The following is a 23,044-nucleotide window of genomic DNA, read 5'->3' as shown; positions in this document are numbered from 1 at the left end:
ATATGGTAGTATCGTCCAATGATAATGATTTCCCTTTTTCGCCTGTCATTGTATAAAGGGTGGGAAGAGGGAAAGAAAGAGTGTGAACCATGGATGAATTCATTTTAATTTTTATACAGAACCACTTTCACAACGGATTTACGGATTTATTTTTCCCCTTTATTACCGTGCTGGGAAACGCGGGGCTGATCTGGGTGGTGTCCGGTCTCTGCCTGATCTGCACAAAAAAATACCGGTTTTACGGGGTGATGCTTCTGGCCGCGCTGGTGCTTACCCATACGCTCGGGGAAGGCATTCTGAAACCGTTGGTGGCACGCCCCCGTCCGTTCGCTGTTTATTCCGGATACCATTTGCTGATTGCCGCGCCGCGCGGATACTCCTTCCCGTCGGGACATGCCGGCGCCGCCTTTGCGGCGGCGTTTGTACTGGGAAAAGCCAACCGACGGCTGGGAATTCCTGCCTTTGCGCTTGCATTTTTGATTGCCTTTTCCCGCGTATTTCTGTTTGTACATTACCCGTCGGATATTCTTGCGGGAGCAATACTGGGCGTATTATCTGCAGGTTTTATTTGTCTTTTGTTCAAAAAAACCTAAAATATTCCATAGATGCAATATACAAGATATGACCGAAAAGGCGGAAACAGCCGAATATATTGCGTAAATAATATTTTGATGAAGAATCATCTCTTTTTGTCTTGAATATCTGCCAAAATTGAATTATCATTGGACTAGATTGTGGTCATATTTCACACAAGAAGGAGGGGAAAGATGAGAAAATGCGTAGGGATTATTGAGCTGTGCGGCAATCATCTGAAATATTATGTATTTGGGAGCCGCAGCACTGGGTTCGGAGTGGAGATAGTTAAGACCCGTGTCGAAAAAGCTGACCAGCTGGTGTCACATGATTTGGGGACGGCAATGAATGTGGCCGAGCAGCTGCAGAGGGGTTCGGTTTTTCCGACCAATTTGAGCGAAATAGTCGAAGACTTCCAATTTAATGTGAATTCCGATTGACAAAAAGGTTGCACTATTTTATACTTATGACAAATTCAACCAAAGGAGTAGATAATCATGAGATATGTTTGCAACGCATGCGGCTATGTATATGACCCGGCCATCGGTGACCCGGACAACGGGATTGCTCCCGGAACAAAATTCGAGGATCTTCCTGAGGACTGGACCTGCCCAATGTGCGGCGTCGGCAAGGATATGTTTTCTCCGGAATAACTACTGAAAGGGAAGAATGTCATTAGAATGGGTGCAATCAAACTAAGAGAAAATGTTTATTCAGTGGGTGTGCTGAATCCGTCTCTGCGTGTTTTTGACATTATTATGGAGTCGCGTTATGGCACCAGCTATAACGCGTACCTCATTAAGGGTGAAAAAAACGTTCTGATCGATACGGTGCACGCTCCGTATTTTGACGAATATCTGAACAACATTCAAAGTATCATCGATATTTCGCAAATTGATTACCTGATTATGAACCACACGGAACCCGACCATTCCGGCAGCGTTGGTAAGCTGCTGGAATTGAATCCAAACATTACGGTTTATTGTACGGTGGCGGCCAAGATGTATCTTTCCGCCATTACCAATCAAACTTTCCAATGCGTCACTGTGAAACAGGGGGACAAGCTATCCATCGGCGGGGAAGAGCTTACGTTTATCATTGCGCCTCTTCTGCACTGGCCGGATTCCATGTTCGTTTATATGGAGTCGCAAAAAACGCTGTTTACCTGTGACTTTCTCGGTGCGCATTACTGCGAGCCCACTATGCTTGATACCACCGTCCATTATCCGGACAAGTACAGCGAGCAATTTGAATATTATTTCAATTGTATTTTCGGGCCATTCAAGCCGTATGTTCTGGCCGGACTTGATAAGATAAAGGATTTGCCGATTGAATTGGTATGTCCCAGTCACGGCCCCTGTCTTACCGACAGTATTCGTAAATGCCGGGATCTTTACCGGGAGTGGAGTACTCCTGCCCCGAAAGAAAAAAAGGTGGTCGGCGTCCTCTATGCGTCCGCTTACGGATGCACCGAAAAACTGGCGAAAGCTGCCTGTGAAGAGCTGCGCAAGGACGAAAAGCTGGATGTGAAGCTTGTAAATGTTGTCTTTACGCCGTTTGAAGAGGTGGCGAAATTAGCCAATGAGGCAGACGTTCTGCTGATCGGTTCCTGCACCATTAACCGCGACGCGCCGAAAGTGATTTGGGATATCCTTGCAAGCGTGGATGCGATCAATACCAAGCAAAAACCGGTGGGCGCGTTTGGCGCCTATGGCTGGAGCGGCGAAGCCGTACCAATGATGAAGTCGAGAATGGAGCACCTGAAGTTCCGATTTATCGGAGAAGGCTTCAGAGTTCTCTTTACCCCCACGGACGAAGATCTGGCGTCTATGAGAGCATACGCGAAAGAAATCGTATCCAATATGAAATAACAATAAAACCGGGAGCGGCTGATGATTGGTCAGTCACTCCCGGTTTTTTCTTATTCATATTCACGTTTGCGGAAAGGGAAAGCGCCCGGTTTATGAACCGGGCGCTTCGTTGTATTTCTATGCCGTATTTGCGTAAACGGTAAAAAGCTTATTTGGTCCAGCCGAGTTTTTCCATCAGTTCGCTGGTCTTTCCGGAACCTTCCGCATAGTAATAGTTGTTTGCGTATAGATAAATATCGCCGTCGTATCCGTTCAGCAGTGTTTTCAATTTCCCGTCTTTCAACTGTAAAGGTGCCTTATACTCAATCATCAGGTATGTGAAGCTGTCGGCAGCGGTTTTTCCGTCACCGACTTTGCCGTCCAGAATATCCTGCTTCAATGCGTCCAGCAGCTCTTTTTTGGTATTTATGTCCGGAGCAAAGGTAACGCTGCTTTCGGAGGTTTTTGATCCGACGTCAATGCTCTTGATGTATTCGGGTTCCACATAGAACAACAGATTGGAGGTTTCCCTGTACTCTTTCGATTTGGCAACATCACCCAGCGGGGAGAAGAAATTCCCCTGGTCATCGGTCTGATATTCGAAGTAATAGGTTCTTTTCATGGTGCCGCCGTTTTTCAAATGGTAAGTGATGGTCAGCGGGCTTCCGTTCGCGCTGTTAAGGCAGTACGGATAGGAATGGCTTCTTTTTTCCTGAGTAATCGTTTTATGAAGCTCCATCACTTTGTCGATGTTCGATTTTTCCGTCAGGGTCGGCAGGATTTCGGCAAGCTCGTGTTGGCTTTTGTTGTTGATCCTTCCGCCGCTGCTCGTATAGGCGTCATTTACGGTAATGCTCGTTACGCTGTCGGCAGATGGGATGCGGGTGTCGTAGCCAAAGAAGCCCGTGGCCAGAACCGCATAGGCAGCCAGAAATACAGCGGCAAAAAATCCGTAGCCGACAAAGCTCTTTTTCAGCTGTTTGAAACCGCGGGAGTAGATTGCCTCTGTCACGATATGTGCGGCGAGGGAGCCGGCAATCAGACCGATAAAGAAGTTGGACAGGTTTTCGGTTTCGCTCTGGAGCAGCAGGCCAAAGCCAAGTCCCACTACGGCGGTAATCATGAAACGGATTGCGTTTTTCGGAAGGGAAAAAGCAAAGCTGCTCTCAGCACATTCGCTCTTACGCTTCTGGTAGAGGATGACCGTACCCGCCAGAAGGATCAGGGTGAATACTGTCCACCAGACATAAAATCCCGTACTTACAGGCGAGGAACCGCCCTGATACTGGCTGCCGGACAGAATGTACGGCATAAACGCGGCCGAAAACGGGGAAAGCGCAGTCAGGAAAAGGCTGTTGGAATTCAGTCCGGTGTTCAGACCGGGCAAAAGCGACGACGCGAACCGGTCGCCCAGAAAAATCAGCAGCGGATAGGCTGCGTTGACCCCGAGAAGGGAAAGAATCATGTCGGTGGTCATCCCGGTACAGACCGCCATGAAAGCGGAAAGGCAGAGCGTCGCAAGGCAGATCAGCATCAGCCAAAGCAGATAAGACAGCACAGCCGTCCAGCAGTTTTGCAGCAGCACGGGGTAGGACGCCCCAACAAAAAAGACGATCATGAAATTCAGCAGCACAGGCGCGTAAAGCGTGGTCAGACCGGCGAGCAGCCGGCCAAGAATCATCGGGGTTCTGCCGACCGGCAGTGCGTGGAACGTATCCACGCTGCGCTTCTGATGCATATACCCGAATAGGGAAACGGAAATGACCAGAACGAAAATCAGGCTCAGCGGGGTCACGAGCGCTGCCGTCAGCGTCATGATGCCGCTCATATAAGTTTGCGTCCACATTTCAGGAGTGTAAATCTCAGTAGTAATACGGTTCTGTGTATTTGCCATGACGGTCATCAGAATCATCGGCAGCGCAATAAACATCAGCAGCGCGAGCAGCGCCATCATCCCGCGGTTTTTCTTGAGCGACCACAGATAGGTCTCGCGGAATTCTTTCATTCGCCTAGTTGAGGATGTTTTCGAGGTCATAGCCCGCCACCTCCATTTCACTGATAAATACTTCTTCAAGCGTAAGCGGTAGTACTTCCGCAAAAACGGGGTTCAGCCCGTTTATCTTTTCCAGAATCTCATCCTTTGTACCGCGGATAACCAGATTAATCAGGGAACCGTGCATTTCGGTTTTAATGATTTCCAGCGGCGCAAAGGCGCTAAGCTCCGGCATCGGCTTAAACACTGCCTGTACCTTGCTGATTCCCAGCTTCAGCTCATCAAGATCCCGCTCGAAAACAACGCCGCCCTTGTGGAAAAGACCCACATGGTCACAGAAATCCTCCAGCTCGCGCAGATTGTGCGAGGCGATCACTACCGTCATTTCCCGCTGGGCGACTTCTCCGGAAACAATCCGCTTTAGAAGCTGGCGCATCACCGGGTCAAGGCCGTCGAAAACCTCATCCATCAGCAGACAGCGGGGCTGGGTCGCAATTGCGCAGATAATGGCTGCCTGCCGCTGCATTCCCTTCGACATGTTTACAATTTTACTTTTGCTATCAATGGGAAACATGCCGCACAGTTCCTCAAACCGCTTCTGGCTCCAGCTGGGATAAAGGCGGGAATAAAATGCCGCCATTTCCTTTAAGGAAGCCTGCGGAAGAAAATACGGAAAATCCGAAATGAAAAAAATCTGTGACTTTACTTCGGAATTTTCAAACGGAGCCGCTCCGTCCAAGAGTACTTCGCCGCCGCCCGGCTTGTAAATCCCCGCGAGTGTGCGCAAAAAGGTGGATTTTCCCGCGCCGTTGGAGCCGACCAGCCCAAACACCGAACCGGAGCCGATGGAAAATGAAATTTCATCCAGCGCGGCGGTTGTGCCGAATTTTTTCGTTAATTTTTTCGCTTCAATCATCACTCAGTCACCTCTCCCACTCATTATATTTTCTACCCTTGTAACAATCTGATTCTTTGAAATTCCAAGATCCGCAGCGGAACGGATTGCGTCGTCCAGTTTTTCCAGCGCGATCTCCCGCTGCTGAGAAACGGCGGAAAGGTCTTTGGAAAGGAAAGAACCTTTCCCCGGTACGGAACAGATAATACCGTCGTGCTCAAGCATCCGATAGGCTTTTTGTACCGTGTTGGGATTGACCCCCAGCTCCTGAGCCAGCGCCCGTACGCTCGGCAGCGGTTCCCGCTGATCTACCGCACCCACGGCGGCCATACGCCGGATGTTTTTGTAGAGCTGCTCGTAAATCGGCAGCCGGCTCCTGTAATCCAGTGTGAACACTATTCTCACCTCTCCTGTATTTCCTGTATTATTTAGATTAGTACAGATAGACTATAACATTCCCTTTTTCATAAGTCAATCATCATTACAAAACTGTCAACAATTAAGGCCCGAACCAATTAAAACAGGTCCGGGCCGGGGCTTTATCTTTCCGGGGTTTCCGGCGGTTCCTCGCCGCAATCCGCTTTCGGAGCAGTTGTCACGTCGGTGGGCTTGGCTTCAAACAGGGTGGGAAGCACCTCGATCTGGGTCAGGATTTTGTAAAGGATTAATAATGCGGAGCAGTAAATCAGGATCAAAAAATTCTGGGCCACCAGAGCAAAATAAATTGCCGCCAGCATGGTAAGGGGATGGATGTTAATGGAAGAGGAGATCAGCTTTGGCTCGATGATCTGGCGAATGGACGTAATCAGCAGCCAGCAGACCAAAAGCGCGCCCGCCTTGAAAAAGTTTCCGCTTACCAGATAGAGAAGCGTCAGCGGGATATAGATGGTTCCCGGGCCGAGCACGGGCAGAATGTCGGCAATGCCGGTGACGATGCTCAGTACCAGCGGGTACGGGATGTTCAATGCCGAAAAAACGATCAGCGTTTCCACAAAAGTAATGAAATAGATCAACAGGTACGAACCGACATATCTTCCGCTCATATTCATTCCGTGCCGTGACGCGGAGCGGATGTTGAACGCGGTGGACTTGGAAAACAGCGCCATCACGTGGGCTTTGATGGCGGTCATGTCCTTTGAAAAGAAATAGGTGGAAAGAATCATGACAATAAACATGGTAAAAATGGCGGGAAGAGAAGTCAGAAAGGTAAGAACACTTGCCAGAACCGTTTTTACAATTCCCGCGCCGGACTGGGCAATATTCAGAATCTGCTGCTGATTTTGTTCAATGTACTTTGAGTTGATCTGGTTAATGTATTCGCCCGCCATGCTGATGAGACCGTTGATCGGTGCGGTCAGTGTTCCGACGTCCGTGGTCAGGTTGTTCATCAGGTTGCTGATTTCATAAATCAGCCAGTAACCCAGCAGGAATAAAAGGCCGAACACAACGACAAAAACCAGAAGGGTCGAGAGCGCCGCCGCGGCAGAGGGGTTGAAGTGCATTCGTTTTTTCAGCTGCCGGATGACGGGCTGCACGATTAGAGCAAGCAAAAAACCTGCCAGAAACGGAAACGTAAACTTTAACGTCAGTGCGAAAAAATAGAAAAGCAAAGTAAACCCTACAAAAAAAACCAACAGCGGCTTTAAGCGGGTCAGCTGTCGCCTGTCAAACAAAATAGTATCCTCCTTGCCATTTACTGTCCTAAATAGTATTATATTATCATTATATTCGATCTTACACAAAAAAGAAAGCAGAAAAAGAGCGCTTCGCTTAATGCGAAGCGCCTCAACCCGCCCAGTTTATTTTAAAAATTATTTTTCGCGGCCTAAAAGCCAGTCAACTGAAACATTCAGAATATTTGCCAAAGCGGAAAGTTCAAAATCCGTTACATAGCGAATCTGACCTTCCAATTTAGATAAGCCGGAGGCGTTCATATCAACACCATTCACCTGAAGCTGAGCCAGCAGCTCTTTTTGCTTCATGCCCTGGTTTTTGCGTGCCATCTCCACACGCGCACCGACTAAATTACGGGTTCCAAGTGCTTGTTTGCGTAATCTCACTGAATTCATCTCCCCCACGAAATATTTTTTACGCACATACATATTCCATCTGCACAGCGCCAGTAACAAAATTTCCTGAAAATTTACAAACCATTGGAAATTTACCAGTGCAAATTCTGTTAATATCATATAGTATAATATTTTATTGTCTATAATGCAATAAAATATAAAAAAAATTCACATATTAAAACAATATTTTTAAAATTATTAATAATTCCATCATATTTGCTTTTCTTATTTGTTATTTTGCCTTAACATTGTTATAATATTCTTCATATAGGTTTATAATTTAATTTGTGCTGATTTGTTTTCCATAAAGATGGATGCCGTTTCGGTATCGCAAATTGCTTTACGGCTGTTCTATAATATGATGACCAGCACAGCTGAAGTTACATCAAAATTTAATAATTTATTGGAGCTGAACAGGATGAATGAACAGAACGGATTGAAAACCAATCTGACCATGCTGACCGATTTTTATGAAATCACAATGGCCAACGGCTATTTTACAAACGGCTATCAGGACACTACCGTCTATTTTGACATGTTTTTCAGAAGAGTGCCAAACGACGGCGGCTATGCGATTATGGCCGGTGTTCAGCAGGTTGTGGAATATCTTGAGAATCTGAAGTTCACACAGGAAGATATTCAGTATCTGCGGGACTGCAAGATTTTTAATGAAGATTTTATCCATTATCTTGCGAACTTCAATTTTACCTGTGATGTGTGGGCTGTTCCGGAAGGAACGCCGATTTTTCCGACCGAACCGATTCTTACGGTGCGCGGCCCGGTGATTCAGGCACAGTTCATTGAAACAATGATTCTTCTCTGCATTAACCACCAGAGCCTGATCGCCACAAAGGCGAACAGGATTGTCCGTGCGGCGCAGGGAAGAGCAGTGATGGAGTTCGGTTCGCGCCGCGCGCAGGGACCGGACGGAGCGATTCTTGGCGCAAGGGCCGCCTATATCGGCGGATGCTGCGGCACGGCCTGCACAATCTGCGACCGTGACTACGGAGTAAAGGCGCTGGGTACCATGGCGCACAGCTGGGTTCAGCTGTTTGACAGTGAGCTGGAAGCTTTCCGCGCTTACGCCCGGGAATATCCCAACCAGTGTACGTTACTGGTTGACACCTATAATGTTTTAAAGTCGGGTATTCCCAACGCAATCCGTGTTTTTAATGAAGAACTGCTTCCTCTTGGGTTCCGGCCCGCCGGGATTCGCATAGACAGCGGCGATATCACTTATCTTTCCCGAAAAGCGAGAAAAATGCTGGATGCCGCCGGATTTGAGGACTGCAAAATCTGCGCGTCGAATTCCCTTGATGAGTATATAATACGCGATATGCTGATGCAAGGTGCCTGTGTGGACAGCTTCGGTGTGGGCGAGCGGCTGATTACCTCCGCCAGCGAACCCGTGTTCGGCGGAGTTTACAAGCTGAGCGGGGTAGAGGACGCACAGGGAAATGTGATTCCTAAAATTAAAATCAGCGAAAATGTGGCGAAAATCACCACCCCCGGTTTTAAAAACCTCTGGCGTCTGTTTGACCGTGAAAGCGGCAAGGCCATCGCCGACCTGATTACCCTGCACGGGGAAGTGATTGATGATACCAAACCGTATGAGCTGTTTGATCCCGAGCATATCTGGAAACGCAAAATCGTCCGGAATTTCCGCGCCGTGGAACTGCGCCAAAAGCTGTTTGAAAACGGGAAAAGCCTGACAAAACCGCGTGATCTGAACGAAATCAAGGAATACTGTCTGCAGCAGGTGGACACACTGTGGGACGAAGTAAAGCGGTTTGAAAATCCGCACCAGTATTATGTGGACTTGTCACAGCAGCTTTGGAATGAGAAAAACAGCCTGATTTCCGAACACACCCTTTAAAGGGCTCGATTTCAGGCAGCGGAAGGCCGTCTTCCAGAATCTGCAGTTGACAGATGGCTTTTCATCCGTTAAAATAATGAAGCGAGCAGGCTGAACAGCTGCGGACACATTCCGAAAGGACGTGCCCGAGGAAAGTCCGAGCTCCACAGGGCAGAATAACGGCTAACGGCCGCCGGGGGCGACCCCAGGGAAAGTGCAACAGAGATATACCGCCGGAAACGGTAAGGGTGGAAAGGCGAGGTAAGAGCTCACCAGCGCGCGGGAGACCGCGCGGCTCTGCAAACCCTATTCGGAGCAACACCGCAGAGGGACAAAAACGTCGGCCCGACGTGTCCCGAGAAGGTGGCACTGAGCCGCGATGGTAACATCCGGCCAAGATAGATGGCTGTTCACGACAGAACTCGGCTTACAGGCCTGGTCGCATCAAAAAGACGAAAACCCGCTGTTTCAGCTGGCTTTCGTCTTTTTGTCTTGTAATATACCATTGGATTATACAATTAGTATAATATTTTAGAATAAATACCGCTGTCATGTCGAAATGTCAGACAGCTTCTTTTATCAGGTCGAATTGATTCCGCTTCAGGCGGCAGAAATTTTGAAACGTCTGTCACAAAACGGTCAGCCCGGCAACGCTGTTGACGGGAAGAGAAAACGCAATGGCTTTTGCGTCCGTGTGCAGACCCTTTTCACGGATAATCGCCTGCATAATCTCTTCAGAGTGCTCGCTTTTTGTTAAAATCAGAATCAATTCCTTTTCCGGCTGAATGGTGATTCCAAAAAATTTTTCAGCTTCCTTCACACTGGCTCCCCGCGCGTGAATCACGGTGCCGCCGGTCGCTTTTGCAGCCTTTGCGGCGTCCATCACTTCATCTGAAAAGCCCTTGTTGGCTATGGTTACGATGAGTGCGTGTTCAAAGGATTGGTTCATAGGAATCCCCCCTGTTTTCTGTAATACGGTATCGCAGAGAGTCTGTGCCCTGCACCCGACGGCGCCGCTGATCGGTATCGTAAGGGCAATGCCTGTTCCGGGTTTGCCCATTTTTACATTCAATTCTTCAGCAAGTGTTATGGCAGTCTGTGAGGACATAATGCTCAACAAAATATCTTTTTCTGTTTCGCCAAGGCCCCAGTAAGACAGAATTTTGGAATCCGCAGTCCCTTTTCCCAAAGCCAGGAAATTCATGCGCACCCCCCTGCCGGTAAACAGCTCTGTAATTTTATTACCATATCCCCGGTTGAGAATCGTAATCATGAGTACGGTCGGTTCTTCTCCGGTATTTGTCTGCGTCATTTCATTCCTCCTTCCCCGATGAATCGCTGTCAATTGTTCTATTTTCTCTGCTTTCTGCAGAATTTGCAAGAAAAATTCCGGATTTTTCCGGATTTTCCGAAATTTCAAAAACTTCTTCCGGCTGAATTTCCTCTGGTTTCTCTTCCTTCTCTGCTCTGCGCAGCTTAATCTGGTAGACAATACCGATCGACTGGACGGTGATAATCGGCATCATGGCTACCAGGGCGATGATGCCGAAAGCGTCCGTCATAATATTGCCGCCCATGGCGTCACAGGCGCCGGAGGCAAACGGAAGAAGAAACGCGGCGGCCATGGTTCCGGCCGCTACGCCCCCGGAATCAAAAGCGATAGCAGTAAAAATTTTGGGACTGAAGAACGTCATCCCCAGCGCGACGGCATACCCCGGAACAAGAAAGAACCCGATGGGGGTATGCGTCATGATGCGGATCATGGCCAGAGACAGCGCAATTCCTACGCCGACGGACAGGCCGGCCATCATCATGTTTCTCGAAATCGCGCCGCTGGTAATCTCTTCCACCTGGTTGTTCAGAACATGAACCGCCGGTTCCGCGAAAACGACGCAGCAGCCGATCACCGCACTCAGCGGGATGAGAATCCAACGGTAGGGGAGCGACGCAATGGAACGTCCCAGATAGGTTCCGGCGGGCATAAAGCCAATGTTGACGCCTGTCAGGAACAGGGAAAGCCCGATCAGGGTGTAAATGATTCCGACCATAATGCGGATCAATTGTGTCTTTGGCAGCTTCAGTTTTACCAGCTGCAGAAACGCGAAAATCACGACAATCGGAATCAGTACAATACAGACTTCTTTAAAAAACTGCAAAAAACCGTTTGAAAAAAGGGACACAAGCTCCTCAAAGCTGTCTACGCTTGTTGCGGATTCAAACGCAAACCCCGTTCCCGAGGGGTCAAAAAACATTCCGGTTACCAGTACGGCCAGAATGGGGCCGATGGAACACAGCGCGCACAGTCCAAAGCTGTCCTCCTCAGCGGTGCTTCCGCCGCGCACGGCGGAGACGCCCAGCCCGAGCGCAAGGATAAAGGGCACGGTGATCGGCCCGGTAGTTACGCCGCCGGAGTCAAAGCTGACGGCCAGATAGTCCGGAGCCGTCAGCGCGGCGATGATAAATACAAAAACATATGAGGCAATCAAAACGTGGGAAAGATTCATCTGAAACAGAATGCGCAGAAGCGCGAGTACCAGAAATACCCCTACCCCGCAGGCCACAGACGCTATCAGCGCAGCGTCGGGTACGGCCGGAACCTGTTTCGTCAGTACCTGAAGGTCCGGTTCGGCTACCGTAACTACAACGCCCAAGATGAAACTGCTTACCACCATCAGCCACAGCTTGCGCGACTTTGTCAGCACCGAACCGATGGTTTCCCCCATGGGGATCATCGAGATTTCCGCGCCAAGGGTAAAAACGCTCATCCCCGCAATCAGCAGAATCAGTCCGGTGAAGAACATCATCAGGGTGCCTGCGGGCATGGGTGCAATCGTAAAGTTCAGCAGGATCACAATGATGCTGACAGGCAGAACGGACTGCACGGATTCTTTCAATTTTTCGGTCATTACTCCATTCATTCTCAACTTCCTTTCATTCATATCGTAAATATCAGCTTTCAAACCGGCAATTCAGTCATTCATACGAGCAACCGTGTATACGATTAAATTATAACATATTTTGTATAAAATAGACTGAAAAATACAGAGAGTTCAAAAAACGTTCATAAAGTCGTATCAATAAAGAGGACGGTCTGCCAAAAACGACAGACCGCCCGCTTTATATAGGAAGATATGTAAAGATCTTGTACTCTAATTAATATTCGCCCTGCAAGGCGTCGTATCCTTCTTCGCCTGTGCGAACCTTAATGACATTTTCCACGTCGTAGACAAAGATTTTTCCGTCACCGATTTTGCCGGTGTAAAGGACTTTCTTTGCCGTGTCGACTACCGTTTTCACCGGAATGGCACTGACAACCAACTCCAGCTTGATTTTCGGCAGAAGGTTGATCTCTTTGATCTTAACGCCGCGGTAGTACTCTGTCTGGCCTTTCTGTGTGCCGCAGCCAAGAACATTGGTCACGGTCATCCCTGTAATCCCGATTGCGTTCATTGCTTCCTTCATCGCCTCAAACTTGCTCTTGTTGAAGATCATCACAATCTTTGTCAGCTTTCTGCCGGTAACGGTAGAGGCAACGGTGGGAGCCTGCGGGTAGTGGGCAACCGGAACGCTCTCTTCAACAGGAAGGAAGTCCGCCTCGCTGAACAGAGCGTGGCCGTCCATGGGCAAAAAGTCGGCGTACGCACTGACAATGCCGTGCTCCTTAATGTCAAGACCCATGATTTCTTCTTCCGGATCCACGCGAAGGCCAACCGTTTTCTTAATGACGGTAAAAATGATAAGCATGGTAACGGTAACCCATGCACAAACCGCGAGCACACCAAGAATCTGTGTGCCGAGCATCTGGAAGCCGCCGCCGTAAAGCAGGCCTCCGTCCACCGCGAAGAATCCGGTTAAGATGGTGCCGCCCGCGCCGTTCAGGAAATGGACGCCGATAGCACCGACCGGGTCATCTATTTTTAATTTCTTATCGATAAATTCAATACCAAAAACAACAATAAATCCTGCAACGATACCAATGAAAAACGCACCCACCGGGGAAACTGCGTCACAGCCCGCGGTAATTGCCACAAGGCCCGCCAGAGAACCATTGAGCGTCATGGAAACATCCGGCTTTTTGTAACGGATCCAGGTTATCATCATCACCGTTACGGTTGCTACCGCCGCCGCTAAGTTGGTAGTGACGAAGATGCTGCCCGCGGAGGTTAGAATGTCGTCGCCGGTCATAGAGATGGTGGAACACCCGTTGAATCCGAACCAGCAGAACCAAAGAATGAACACGCCCAGCGCACCGAGGGTCAGACTGTGCCCGGGGATTGCTTTGGGATTGCCGTCCTTGTCGTATTTTCCGATACGGGGTCCGAGCATTTTGGCACCGATCAGCGCTGCGAGGCCGCCGACCATATGTACCGCGGTGGAACCGGCAAAGTCATGGAAACCCATCTGTGCAAGCCAGCCTCCGCCCCAAATCCAGTGGCCGGAGACGGGGTAAACAATAGCGCTGATGCACGCGCTGTAAATGCAGTAGGAGATGAATTTGGTTCTTTCCGCCATGGCACCCGAAACAATCGTTGCGGCTGTCGCGCAGAAGACGGTTTGGAAAATGATGTAGGCCGCGGTGGGAATCGTCAGCCCCATACTGGCGGCATAGTCGCCCTGGGTCAGAAAGTCAAAGCCGCCGATGAACGGTCCTGTTCCCGCAAACATCAGCCCAAATCCAAAGAACCAGAAAATAGGAGTGCCGATGCAGAAATCCATCAGGTTTTTCATGATGATGTTGCCGGCGTTCTTTGCCCTTGTAAAACCGGTTTCAACCATTGCGAAGCCCGCCTGCATAAAAAATACCAGGGCCGCGCCGAGTAGTACCCAGATCGTGTCAACGGAAGAGAATACTTGCGTCATGCGTGTTGCCTCCTAAAAAAAATTAAGCGTGTATTCTGCAAGCTAAAACAGAATACACGCCATTGTGCATTAATATATTTTTTTCAACATACCCTTACAAGCTAAGGAAACTGCTTTTAGACCACACTGAAAAGCAGATCGCCGTAAGTCGGATACGGCCAGTATTTTTCACCGACCAGGCTTTCAATTTCATCCGCAACGACACGGGTTTCTTCCATCTGTACAAAAACCGTATTGCGGTAGAATTTTGCCTGTTCAAGAACATCCTTGAATTCCTTTTCCGGTACCACAGAGTCTTCCAGTACAAGCGTTTTCTTGTAAAGGTCGGCGCTGAGGTTGGAAAGCTTTTTCAAAAGGCTTTCTTCCAGTTCGCAGCTGATGTCCGCGCAGAGTTGCTTTTTGTTGATCGCCTCTTTGCTGATGTCCTTCATATAGGAGCAGGCTGCCGGAATGATGTCTTTCTTAACCATATCCACCATGGTCAGCGCCTCAATATGAATCTGTTTGCAGTAGTTTTCCAGCTGAATTTCGTAGCGGGAATAAACTTCCGTCTTGGTCAGCACACTGTATTTTTCAAACAGCGCAATGTTCGCGTCGCTGATATAGTACGGCAGTGCGTCCGCAGTGGAGCGCAGATTCAACAGTCCGCGTTTTTCCGCTTCCTTGACCCATTCGTCGGAGTAATTGTTGCCGTTGAAGATAATGCGGCTGTGATCCTTAATGGTGTTCTTGATTACTTCGGCCAGTTTGGCATTGAAATCATCCGCTTTTTCCAGCTCATCCGCAAAGGTGCAAAGAGCGTCGGCAATGATCGTATTGAGCATGATGTTCGCGCAGGCAATGGATACGGTGGAACCGAGCATACGGAACTCAAACTTGTTGCCGGTAAAGGCGAACGGAGAAGTACGGTTTCTGTCGGTGGAATCCTTCGGGAAGGCGGGCAGAACGTCGGAGCCGATTGTCATGGATACTTTGTCCTGCTGCTTGTAGGAGGAACCGTCCTCGATGGATTTCAGTACACTGGACAGCTCGTCGCCGATGAACATGGAGACGATTGCCGGAGGAGCTTCGTTTGCGCCCAGACGGTGGTCGTTGCCCGCGCTCGCGACAGAAATGCGGAGCAGATCCTGGTGCTCGTCAACCGCTTTGATAATAGCGGAGAGGAAAAGGAGGAACTGCGCGTTCTCGCGGGGAGAATCGCCCGGCTCAAGAAGGTTTACGCCGGTGTCGGTCGAAACGCTCCAGTTGTTGTGCTTGCCGCTTCCGTTGATGCCCGCGAACGGCTTCTCATGGAGCAGACAGGTCAGGCCGTGCTTGGTGGCGACCTTCTTCATGATTTCCATGGTAAGCTGGTTCTGGTCGGAGGCCACATTGCTGGTGGTAAAAATGGGGGCAAGTTCGTGCTGGGAAGGAGCGACTTCATTATGTTTTGTCTTGGCGAAAATGCCAAGCTTCCAGAGTTCTTCGTCCAGTTCTTTCATGTATGCGGACACTCTCGGCTTAATCACGCCGAAGTAGTGATCCTCAAGCTCCTGTCCTTTTGGGGGCTTTGCGCCGAACAGCGTTCTGCCGGTGTAGATCAGGTCTTTTCTCTTTTCGTACATTGCTTTGTCAATGAGGAAGTATTCCTGTTCCGGTCCGACCGTGGTAATAACCCTGTGGGCTTCCGTATTGCCGAACAGCTTCAGAATTCTCATTGCCTGCTTGTCAATGGCGTCCATGGAACGCAGCAGGGGAGTCTTTTTATCCAGTGCCTCACCGCCGTAAGAACAGAACGCGGTGGGGATGCAGAGGGAGCCGTCTTTAATGAACGCGTTGCTGGTAGGGTCCCAGGCGGTGTAGCCTCTTGCTTCAAAGGTCGCTCTCAGTCCGCCGGACGGAAAGCTGGAAGCGTCGGGCTCGCCTTTAATCAGTTCCTTGCCGGAAAATTCCATAATGACCTTGCCGTTTTCCACCGGGTAGATAAAGCTGTCGTGCTTTTCCGCGGTGATACCGGTCATCGGCTGGAACCAGTGGGTAAAGTGGGTCGCCCCTTTTTCTACCGCCCAGTCCTTCATTGTGTTAGCGACTACGTTCGCAACCTGAGAATCCAGCGGCTTGCCCTGTTCTCTGGTCTTTCTCAGAGCTTTATAGGTGTCCTTTGGCAGTCTTTCCTTCATAACGGTATCGTTGAAGACCATGCTGCCGAACATTTCAGGAATATTGCTCATGAAAATCACTCCCTACATAAATTACAAAAAAGAATAAAAAAAGAAGGCCCTATAGGGCAAACCCCTACAGCGCCTTTGCTGTTATGCGCTTATTATATGACAGTGAAAGCCAAATGTCAATAAAAAAATAAAAATTTGCAAGATTTGATAATATTACATGCATAACCACCTTGTTATTGGTAAAGTTTTATGGAAATTTGCACTACTCTGCAATTTTAAAGCCAGAATTATGCAAAATCTATTGACATTAGTAGTTAAACAATATATTATAAAAACCAAAAATCACTATTATGCAGCTTTTCAGCTGTGAGAATCGCAATTTTTGCTGATAGGGCATCAAAACGCCTTAAAACGATGAAATTGCAGGGAGGTCAGTTTTTTATGCAAAAAGAGGGAGATGTAAGGATACCTTCGGGCTGCGCTATTTCGGGCATTTTTTCGCGCAGCGGAAAGAAGATGAATGGCGAGGCCATCATTCGCTCCATTACCACCATGCACGACCGCAGCAACGGACTGGGCGGCGGCTTTGCGGCCTACGGAATTTATCCGCGCAATAAGGATCTGTATGCGTTCCATGTTTTCTACGGCAGCGCCCGCGCCAAGGAAGAGTGCGAAAAAGAGATCATGGCGAATTTCGATGTGACGGTCGCTGAGAAAATTCCTACCCGAAAAATGCCGGAAATTACGGATGAACCTGCAATTTGGCGCTATTTTGGGCTGCCGTTTGAAAAGCTTCTCAAAGATACCCAGCTGGATGAAAGAGAATTTGTCGCGCGCTGCGTGGTAAAGATCAACACCCAGATCAAGGACGCTTATGTCTTTTCTAGCGGAAAAAACATGGGCGTGTTCAAGGCCGTTGGTTTCCCGGAGGATGTAGGCAGATATTACTGCCTGGAGAACTACGAGGGCTACTGCTGGACGGCGCACGGACGCTACCCAACCAATACCCCCGGCTGGTGGGGCGGCGCTCACCCGTTTGCCATGCTGGACTATTCCATTGTACATAACGGTGAAATTTCCTCGTATGACGCGAACCGGCGTTTTATTGAGATGTTCGGCTATAAATGTACGCTTCTGACCGACACGGAGGTAATTACCTATATTATAGACTATCTGAACCGCAAACAGGGTCTTAGCCTCAAAGAAGTTGCGGACGTGATCGCCGCCCCGTTCTGGAATGAAATCGACCGCCTGCCGCAGGCAGAGCGCGAAAAGCTCACCTATCTGCGCAACGTGTTTTCCAGCCTGCTGATTACCGGCCCGTTTTCCATACTTCTGGGCTTCAGCGGCGGGATGATGGCGCTGAACGACCGCCTGAAACTGCGCTCCATGGTCGTTGCCGAAAAGGGCGACATGACCTATGTTGCGAGTGAAGAGTGCGCAATCCGCGCGATTGAAACGAGTCCGGACAGAACCTTCGCTCCAAGGGGCGGAGAACCGGTGATTGTAACATTAAACAAGGGGGTGGATGCATAATGCCTGTAGATTTCTTATATCCTGAATATGAAGTAATCCGTAATCCGCAGCGCTGCATTGCCTGCCGCGTTTGCGAACGACAGTGCGCCAACGAAGTTCATTCCTACGATACGGAACTGAATCTGATGAAGAGCGATGAATCCAAATGCGTCAACTGTCACCGATGTGTATCCCTCTGCCCGACAAGGGCATTGAAAATCGTAAAGACCGATCATACCTTTAAGACCAACGCCAACTGGACCAACGAGGTCATCGGCGAAGTGTACCGTCAGGCGGGGTCGGGCGGCATGCTGCTTTCCTCTATGGGCAACCCAAAACCGTACCCGGTTTACTGGGATAAGATTCTGATTAACGCGTCACAGGTGACAAACCCGTCCATTGACCCGCTGCGCGAGCCGATGGAAACCAGAACCTTTCTGGGCAAGCGACCGGAAAAGCTGGAACGCAACGCGGACGGCAGCCTGAACACGGGGAACCTTCCTCCGAATCTGGAGCTTTCCGTGCCGATTATGTTTTCGGCCATGAGCTACGGCTCCATCAGCTACAACGCGCATGAAAGCCTTGCGAGAGCGGCCGAGGAACTGGGGATCTACTACAATACCGGTGAAGGCGGTCTGCACGAGGACTTTTACCGGTACGGCAAGAACACCATCGTACAGGTAGCGTCCGGCCGTTTCGGGGTACATAAGGATTATCTGGAAGCCGGCGCGGCCATTGAAATCAAAATTGGCCAGGGGGCCAAACCGGGCATCGGCGGACATCTGCCCGGGGCGAAGATTGTCGGCGACGTTTCCCGTACCAGAATGATTCCGGAAGGCTCAGACGCCATATCGCCCGCGCCGCATCACGATATTTATTCGATTGAAGACCTAAGACAGCTGGTTTATTCCCTGAAAGAGGCTACCAACTATCAGAAACCGGTCATTGTAAAAATTGCGGCGGTGCACAATGTTGCTGCGATCGCCAGCGGCATTGCCCGCAGCGGCGCGGATATCATTGCCATTGACGGCTACCGCGGCGGCACCGGCGCGGCCCCGACCCGTATCCGCGACAACGTCGGTATTCCGATTGAGCTTGCGCTTGCGGCCGTGGATGAGCGGCTGCGCCAGGAGAAAATCCGAAATAACGTTTCCCTTGTCGTCGGCGGCAGCATCCGCAACTCCGCGGATATTGTCAAAGCCATTGCTCTGGGCGCGGACGCGGTCTACATTGCAACAGCGGCCCTTCTGGCACTCGGCTGCCACCTCTGCCGCAGCTGCCAGACCGGTAAATGCAACTGGGGCATCGCAACTCAGCGGCCTGACCTTGTCAAACGCCTCAACCCCGACATCGGCTATAAGCGCCTTGTCAACCTCGTTTCCGCGTGGCAGCATGAAATTAAGGAAATGATGGGCGGCATGGGCATCAATTCGATTGAAGCTTTAAAGGGCAACCGCCTGATGCTTCGCGGAATCGGATTAAATGAGAAAGAGCTTGAAATTCTTGGGATCAAGCATGCGGGGGAATAAGCGATGAAAAGGATATATGTAAATGAGAAATGGTGTCTCGGGTGCCATCTTTGCGAATATAACTGCGCTTTTGCCAATTCCGGCAGCGACGATATGGTCAAAGCGCTCAAGGATATTCATATTAACCCGAGAATCAAAATTGAGGAAGGCCCTCAGGGAATCAGCTTCGCCGTTTCCTGCCGCCACTGTACCGAACCGCTCTGCGTGAAAAGCTGCATTACCGGCGCGCTCAGTGTGGACAACGGAGTGATTGAGGTCAATAAGGACAAATGTGTGGGCTGCTACACCTGCATTATGATCTGCCCTTACGGCGCAATCATGCCGGGAAACGACGGCAGCGTGATTCAGAAATGCGAGCTCTGCACAAACAACAGCTTTGGAGAGCCGGCGTGTGTACGGGGCTGTCCGAACAAAGCGATTGTTTTTGAGGAGAGGTGAACAGAATGAATTATGTAATTATCGGAAACTCGACGGCGGCTGTCGGCTGCATCGAAGGAATCCGCTCCGTGGATAAAGCCGGAAAGATCACGGTGATTTCCAAAGAACCGCACCATGTTTATTCGCGTCCGCTTATTTCCTACCTTCTTTACGGAAAAACCACAGAGCAGCGCATGAAGTACCGTCCGGACAGCTTCTATGAAGACAACCGGGTTACCCCCGTCCTCGGTACCGCGGTGACCAAAGTGGACTATGAAAATAAAAAGGTGGTTTTGGACAATGGGGATGAGATCGCTTTTGACAAATTGCTGTTTGCAACCGGTTCTTCCCCCTTCGTTCCGCCGATGGCGGGGCTGGAGGAAGTGGAGAACCAGTTCAGCTTTATGAAGCTGGACGACGCGGCGGCTCTGCAGAAGGTCATTAACAAGGAAACCCGTGTGCTGATTGTCGGCGCGGGTCTCATCGGTCTGAAATGCGCGGAGGGAATCTGCAGCAAGGTCAAACAAATTACCGTTGTGGATCTGGCGCCCCGTATCCTGCCGAGCATCCTGGATGAAACCGGCTCCGAACTGGTGCAGAAGCACATTGAAAAGCAGGGCGTGAAATTTATTCTGAGTGACAGTGTCGCTCAGTTCTCCAAAAATTCCGCCCAGCTGAAAAGCGGCGGGAAGCTGGATTTTGACGTGCTGGTTGTCGCGGTCGGCGTCCGGCCGGAAACAAAGCTTGCCGCGGACATCGGCTGTAAGGTCAACAAAGGGATTGTCTCCGATATTCACTGTGCCACCAATCTGGACGGCGTTTACGCGGCGGGCGACTGCAGTGAAAGCTACGACATCACCTCGGGCCAGTACCGCGTGCTTGCGCTGCTGCCCAACGCCTATATGCAGGGCGAGGCAGCCGGAATTAATATGGCTGGCGGGGAAAAGGCATACGACAAGGCCATTCCGATGAACGCCATCGGATTCTTCGGGATGCACATTATTACAGCGGGCAGCTACGACGGAGAAGCTTATGTGGTACAGACGGAACAGACCTATAAAAAGCTTATCTCCAAAGACAATCTGTTAAAGGGATTTATTCTGATCGGCGACGTCGCCAGAGCGGGAATTTACACTTCCCTGATTCGTGAAAGGACTCCGCTTGACACCGTCGACTATGAACTGATTAAAGAAAAGCCGCAGCTCATGGCGTTTACCGCGTCGGAACGAGCCGTGAAGCTGGGAGGTGCCAAAGAATGAAAATCAATGCGGACAACAAGCATTTTAAGGACCTGAACAATGAGATCCGGGTATCGGAAGAAACGGAAATCACGGTGGAAAACTGTCTTGGGCAGCGCTACATCGCTTCCGGCATGAGCGGAAAGAAGATCACGATCAACGGCGTGCCGGGCAACGACCTGGGCTGTTATCTGAACGGCGCCACCATCCGGGTGAACGGCAACGCACAGGACGCCACCGGTGATACAATGAATGAAGGCATGATTGTAATCAACGGTTCCAGCGGCGACGCCACCGGCTACGCGATGCGCGGCGGTAAAATCTTTGTAAAAGGCAACGCGGGCTACCGCGCGGGCATCCATATGAAGGCCTACCAGACGCACCATCCGCTGATTATGATCGGCGGCGAGACCGGCAGCTTTCTGGGGGAATATCAGGCGGGCGGCACCATTGTGGTACTGGGCTTGAACTCCCAAAAGAAAGTTCCGGTAGGCAATCTCTGCGGAACGGGTATGCATGGCGGAAAGATCTACCTGCGCTGCGAGGAGCTCCCCGAGGATCTGCCGAAGCAGGTGCAGGCGGCTCCGGCTTCTCCGGAAGACATGGCGGAAATCAACGGGTACATCGAGGAATTCTGCGGCATTTTTGCAGTCGATAAGCAGGAAGTGCTTTCTAAAAACTTCTATGTTTTAACACCCAATACGAAGAATCCGTACAAATCTCTTTATACGTTTAACTAAACTTTTCTGGCTGCTCTTGCAATTGAAAACTACAAAATAAAAGGCGGAGCAGCTGCTCCGCCTTTTCAAATGCTGTTTTACAGATTCTTCAGTGACTGATCGATATCTTCCAGAATATCCTCAATGTTTTCAATGCCGACCGACATCCGGATCATATCGGCGCCGATGCCGGCTTCTTTGAGCTGTTCGTCGTTCAGCTGGCGGTGGGTGGTGCTGGCCGGATGAAGCACGCAGGTTCGCAGATCCGCAACATGGATAACAATGGAAGCAAGCTTTAAGCCCTCCATGAATCCGGCGGCGGCCTCGCGCCCGCCCTTCACTCCGAAGGAGATGACTCCACAGGTGCCGTTTGGCATATATTTTTTGGCAAGCCCGTAGTATTTGCTGCTCTCCAGCCCGGGGTAATTGACCCACGCGATTTTATCGTTCTGTTCCAGATGCTTTGCCACGGCAAGCGCATTGGAGCAGTGGCGCTCCATTCTGACCGCGAGCGTTTCCAGCCCCAGATTGAGCAGGAACGCGTTGTTGGGGCTGGACTGCGCGCCCAGATCCCTCATCAGATGGGTGCGGGCTTTGACAATGTAAGCTGCCTTGCCGAACTGCTTGGTGTAGACAATCCCGTGGTACGATTCGTCCGGTTCCGTCAGTCCGGGAAATTTTCCGTTTTCCCAGTTGAAGTTCCCGCTGTCCACAATGACTCCGCCGACCTGAACGGCGTGGCCGTCCATATACTTTGTGGTGGAGTGGGTAACAATGTCTGCGCCGAAGGTAAACGGGCGGCAGTTAACAGGGGTGGGGAAGGTGTTGTCTACAATCAGAGGCACACCGTGAGCGTGCGCTGTTTTCGCATAGAGCTCCAGATCGGTTACTACCAGAGAAGGATTGGTCAGCGTTTCCGCAAAAACACAGCGCGTGTTCGGCTGAAACGCGGCGTTCAGTTCCTCCGCGGTACAGTCCGCAGGCAGGAACGTGAATTCCAGACCCATTTCCCGCATGGTTTTGTAAAACAGGTTGAAGGTGCCTCCGTAAATCGCGCTGGAGCAGACCACATGGCCGCCTGCAGGGCAGATGTTAAGTACCGATATCATAGAGGCGGCCTGGCCGGAGGAGGTCAGCAGTGCGCCGACGCCGCCCTCCAGAGCGGCAATCTTTTTTTCCACCGCGTCTATGGTCGGGTTGCCCAGACGGGTGTAAAAGAATCCGTCGGCCTTCAGGTCAAACAGCTCCCCGAGCATTTCCGCACTGTCGTATTTAAAGGTCGTACTCTGCACAATGGGCAGAACGCGCGGTTCGCCGTTTCCCGGTTCGTATCCCGCGTGAATGCAGTTCGTATCAATATGATAATGGCTCAAATGAATTC

General features: G+C 50.3%; 20 protein-coding genes and 1 other RNA gene. 11 read left to right on the top strand and 10 right to left on the bottom strand.

The genetic code is table 11. The features are described 5' to 3' along the window. The first annotated feature begins 89 nt into the window (after nucleotides 1-89). From J5W02_RS06820 to J5W02_RS06805, 4 genes are all read left to right on the top strand, one after another. Nucleotides 90-593 carry a phosphatase PAP2 family protein gene (locus J5W02_RS06820; RefSeq protein WP_219964920.1) on the top strand — a complete coding sequence of 168 codons (504 nt, stop codon included), beginning with the start codon at nucleotides 90-92 and terminating at the stop codon, nucleotides 591-593. A gap of 174 nt (nucleotides 594-767) precedes the next feature. Next, complete coding sequence (locus tag J5W02_RS06815; protein WP_219964919.1) at nucleotides 768-1,013, top strand: DUF6514 family protein; 246 nt, start codon at nucleotides 768-770, stop codon at nucleotides 1,011-1,013. A 57-nt stretch (nucleotides 1,014-1,070) separates the two neighbouring features. Next, on the top strand, nucleotides 1,071-1,226 hold the full coding sequence (rd, locus tag J5W02_RS06810) for a rubredoxin (RefSeq protein WP_219964918.1): 156 nt from the start codon (nucleotides 1,071-1,073) through the stop codon (nucleotides 1,224-1,226). A gap of 27 nt (nucleotides 1,227-1,253) precedes the next feature. Further along, on the top strand, nucleotides 1,254-2,444 hold the full coding sequence (locus J5W02_RS06805) for an FprA family A-type flavoprotein (RefSeq protein ID WP_219964917.1): 1,191 nt from the start codon (nucleotides 1,254-1,256) through the stop codon (nucleotides 2,442-2,444). Nucleotides 2,445-2,592: 148 nt separating this feature from the next. Here J5W02_RS06805 and J5W02_RS06800 read toward each other — a convergent pair whose 3' ends face one another. From J5W02_RS06800 to J5W02_RS06780, 5 genes are all read right to left on the bottom strand, one after another. Further along, on the bottom strand, nucleotides 2,593-4,458 hold the full coding sequence (locus tag J5W02_RS06800) for a hypothetical protein (RefSeq protein WP_219964916.1): 1,866 nt from the start codon (nucleotides 4,456-4,458) through the stop codon (nucleotides 2,593-2,595). Then, nucleotides 4,433-5,332: an ABC transporter ATP-binding protein gene (locus J5W02_RS06795; RefSeq protein WP_219965291.1), complete on the bottom strand. Its 900-nt coding sequence runs from the start codon at nucleotides 5,330-5,332 to the stop codon at nucleotides 4,433-4,435. Before J5W02_RS06795 ends, J5W02_RS06800 begins: the two co-directional genes overlap by 26 nt. 3 nt (nucleotides 5,333-5,335) lie before the next feature. Further along, nucleotides 5,336-5,716, bottom strand: a complete 381-nt coding sequence (locus J5W02_RS06790; protein WP_330659698.1) for a GntR family transcriptional regulator — start codon at nucleotides 5,714-5,716, stop codon at nucleotides 5,336-5,338. A 134-nt stretch (nucleotides 5,717-5,850) separates the two neighbouring features. Continuing rightward, complete coding sequence (gene ytvI / locus J5W02_RS06785; protein ID WP_219964915.1) at nucleotides 5,851-6,984, bottom strand: sporulation integral membrane protein YtvI; 1,134 nt, start codon at nucleotides 6,982-6,984, stop codon at nucleotides 5,851-5,853. A 138-nt stretch (nucleotides 6,985-7,122) separates the two neighbouring features. Further along, nucleotides 7,123-7,500, bottom strand: a complete 378-nt coding sequence (locus tag J5W02_RS06780; protein WP_255575612.1) for a helix-turn-helix domain-containing protein — start codon at nucleotides 7,498-7,500, stop codon at nucleotides 7,123-7,125. A gap of 298 nt (nucleotides 7,501-7,798) precedes the next feature. Between J5W02_RS06780 and J5W02_RS06775 the strand changes: the two genes are divergently transcribed. Together J5W02_RS06775 and rnpB are read left to right on the top strand one after the other, a co-directional pair. Continuing rightward, a complete protein-coding gene (locus J5W02_RS06775; protein WP_255575611.1) occupies nucleotides 7,799-9,256 on the top strand; it encodes a nicotinate phosphoribosyltransferase in 1,458 nt (485 codons plus the stop codon). An 82-nt stretch (nucleotides 9,257-9,338) separates the two neighbouring features. Beyond that, nucleotides 9,339-9,681: RNase P RNA component class A (rnpB, locus tag J5W02_RS06770), an RNA gene on the top strand. A gap of 182 nt (nucleotides 9,682-9,863) precedes the next feature. Here rnpB and J5W02_RS06765 read toward each other — a convergent pair. From J5W02_RS06765 to J5W02_RS06750, 4 genes are all read right to left on the bottom strand, one after another. After that, complete coding sequence (locus J5W02_RS06765) at nucleotides 9,864-10,547, bottom strand: P-II family nitrogen regulator (protein ID WP_219964914.1); 684 nt, start codon at nucleotides 10,545-10,547, stop codon at nucleotides 9,864-9,866. 1 nt (nucleotide 10,548) lies between these two features. Continuing rightward, complete coding sequence (locus J5W02_RS06760; RefSeq protein WP_255575610.1) at nucleotides 10,549-12,141, bottom strand: DUF1538 domain-containing protein; 1,593 nt, start codon at nucleotides 12,139-12,141, stop codon at nucleotides 10,549-10,551. A gap of 247 nt (nucleotides 12,142-12,388) precedes the next feature. Next, nucleotides 12,389-14,095 carry an ammonium transporter gene (locus J5W02_RS06755; RefSeq protein ID WP_219964912.1) on the bottom strand — a complete coding sequence of 569 codons (1,707 nt, stop codon included), beginning with the start codon at nucleotides 14,093-14,095 and terminating at the stop codon, nucleotides 12,389-12,391. Between the two features lie 116 nt (nucleotides 14,096-14,211). Then, nucleotides 14,212-16,305, bottom strand: coding sequence for a glutamine synthetase III family protein (locus tag J5W02_RS06750; protein ID WP_219964911.1), 2,094 nt, complete (start codon nucleotides 16,303-16,305; stop codon nucleotides 14,212-14,214). 381 nt (nucleotides 16,306-16,686) lie between these two features. On the opposite strand from J5W02_RS06750, the gene J5W02_RS06745 reads away from it, so the two are divergent. The 5 genes from J5W02_RS06745 to J5W02_RS06725 are packed head-to-tail and all read left to right on the top strand — an operon-like array spanning nucleotide 16,687 to nucleotide 21,684. Then, the gene (locus tag J5W02_RS06745) at nucleotides 16,687-17,781 is read left to right on the top strand and encodes a class II glutamine amidotransferase (protein WP_219964910.1); all 1,095 of its coding nucleotides are present in this window, start codon (nucleotides 16,687-16,689) and stop codon (nucleotides 17,779-17,781) included. Next, nucleotides 17,781-19,289, top strand: a complete 1,509-nt coding sequence (locus tag J5W02_RS06740) for a glutamate synthase-related protein (protein WP_219964909.1) — start codon at nucleotides 17,781-17,783, stop codon at nucleotides 19,287-19,289. The genes J5W02_RS06745 and J5W02_RS06740 overlap by 1 nt, the downstream gene beginning before the upstream one ends. A 3-nt stretch (nucleotides 19,290-19,292) precedes the next feature. Then, entirely contained in the window at nucleotides 19,293-19,727 is a 435-nt protein-coding gene (locus J5W02_RS06735) for a 4Fe-4S dicluster domain-containing protein (RefSeq protein ID WP_219964908.1), read from the top strand. 5 nt (nucleotides 19,728-19,732) lie between these two features. Beyond that, nucleotides 19,733-20,965, top strand: a complete 1,233-nt coding sequence (locus J5W02_RS06730; protein ID WP_219964907.1) for an NAD(P)/FAD-dependent oxidoreductase — start codon at nucleotides 19,733-19,735, stop codon at nucleotides 20,963-20,965. Continuing rightward, complete coding sequence (locus J5W02_RS06725; RefSeq protein ID WP_219964906.1) at nucleotides 20,962-21,684, top strand: GltB/FmdC/FwdC-like GXGXG domain-containing protein; 723 nt, start codon at nucleotides 20,962-20,964, stop codon at nucleotides 21,682-21,684. Before J5W02_RS06730 ends, J5W02_RS06725 begins: the two co-directional genes overlap by 4 nt. A gap of 77 nt (nucleotides 21,685-21,761) precedes the next feature. On the opposite strand, the gene J5W02_RS06720 is transcribed toward J5W02_RS06725, so the two are convergent. Beyond that, a complete protein-coding gene (locus J5W02_RS06720) occupies nucleotides 21,762-23,036 on the bottom strand; it encodes an O-acetylhomoserine aminocarboxypropyltransferase/cysteine synthase family protein (RefSeq protein WP_219964905.1) in 1,275 nt (424 codons plus the stop codon). Nucleotides 23,037-23,044: the final 8 nt, after the last annotated feature.

The sequence above is a fragment of the Caproiciproducens faecalis genome (genome assembly GCF_019448085.1).
Taxonomy (GTDB): domain Bacteria; phylum Bacillota; class Clostridia; order Oscillospirales; family Acutalibacteraceae; genus Caproiciproducens; species Caproiciproducens faecalis.
The sequence above is the reverse complement of the archived record's forward strand: the minus strand, read 5'-3'. Positions and strand labels throughout refer to the sequence as shown.

Coding starts and splice junctions, on each gene's coding strand:
- J5W02_RS06730 (WP_219964907.1), top strand. CDS start 19,733: ATGAATTATGTAATTATCGGAAACTCGACGGCGGCTGTCGGCTGCATC.
- J5W02_RS06735 (WP_219964908.1), top strand. CDS start 19,293: ATGAAAAGGATATATGTAAATGAGAAATGGTGTCTCGGGTGCCATCTT.
- J5W02_RS06755 (WP_219964912.1), bottom strand. CDS start 14,095: ATGACGCAAGTATTCTCTTCCGTTGACACGATCTGGGTACTACTCGGC.
- J5W02_RS06815 (WP_219964919.1), top strand. CDS start 768: ATGAGAAAATGCGTAGGGATTATTGAGCTGTGCGGCAATCATCTGAAA.
- J5W02_RS06795 (WP_219965291.1), bottom strand. CDS start 5,332: ATGATTGAAGCGAAAAAATTAACGAAAAAATTCGGCACAACCGCCGCG.
- J5W02_RS06800 (WP_219964916.1), bottom strand. CDS start 4,458: ATGACCTCGAAAACATCCTCAACTAGGCGAATGAAAGAATTCCGCGAG.
- J5W02_RS06780 (WP_255575612.1), bottom strand. CDS start 7,500: ATGATATTAACAGAATTTGCACTGGTAAATTTCCAATGGTTTGTAAAT.
- J5W02_RS06765 (WP_219964914.1), bottom strand. CDS start 10,547: ATGACGCAGACAAATACCGGAGAAGAACCGACCGTACTCATGATTACG.
- J5W02_RS06805 (WP_219964917.1), top strand. CDS start 1,254: ATGGGTGCAATCAAACTAAGAGAAAATGTTTATTCAGTGGGTGTGCTG.
- J5W02_RS06820 (WP_219964920.1), top strand. CDS start 90: ATGGATGAATTCATTTTAATTTTTATACAGAACCACTTTCACAACGGA.
- J5W02_RS06750 (WP_219964911.1), bottom strand. CDS start 16,305: ATGAGCAATATTCCTGAAATGTTCGGCAGCATGGTCTTCAACGATACC.
- J5W02_RS06740 (WP_219964909.1), top strand. CDS start 17,781: ATGCCTGTAGATTTCTTATATCCTGAATATGAAGTAATCCGTAATCCG.
- J5W02_RS06725 (WP_219964906.1), top strand. CDS start 20,962: ATGAAAATCAATGCGGACAACAAGCATTTTAAGGACCTGAACAATGAG.
- J5W02_RS06775 (WP_255575611.1), top strand. CDS start 7,799: ATGAATGAACAGAACGGATTGAAAACCAATCTGACCATGCTGACCGAT.
- rd (WP_219964918.1), top strand. CDS start 1,071: ATGAGATATGTTTGCAACGCATGCGGCTATGTATATGACCCGGCCATC.
- J5W02_RS06760 (WP_255575610.1), bottom strand. CDS start 12,141: ATGACCGAAAAATTGAAAGAATCCGTGCAGTCCGTTCTGCCTGTCAGC.
- J5W02_RS06745 (WP_219964910.1), top strand. CDS start 16,687: ATGCAAAAAGAGGGAGATGTAAGGATACCTTCGGGCTGCGCTATTTCG.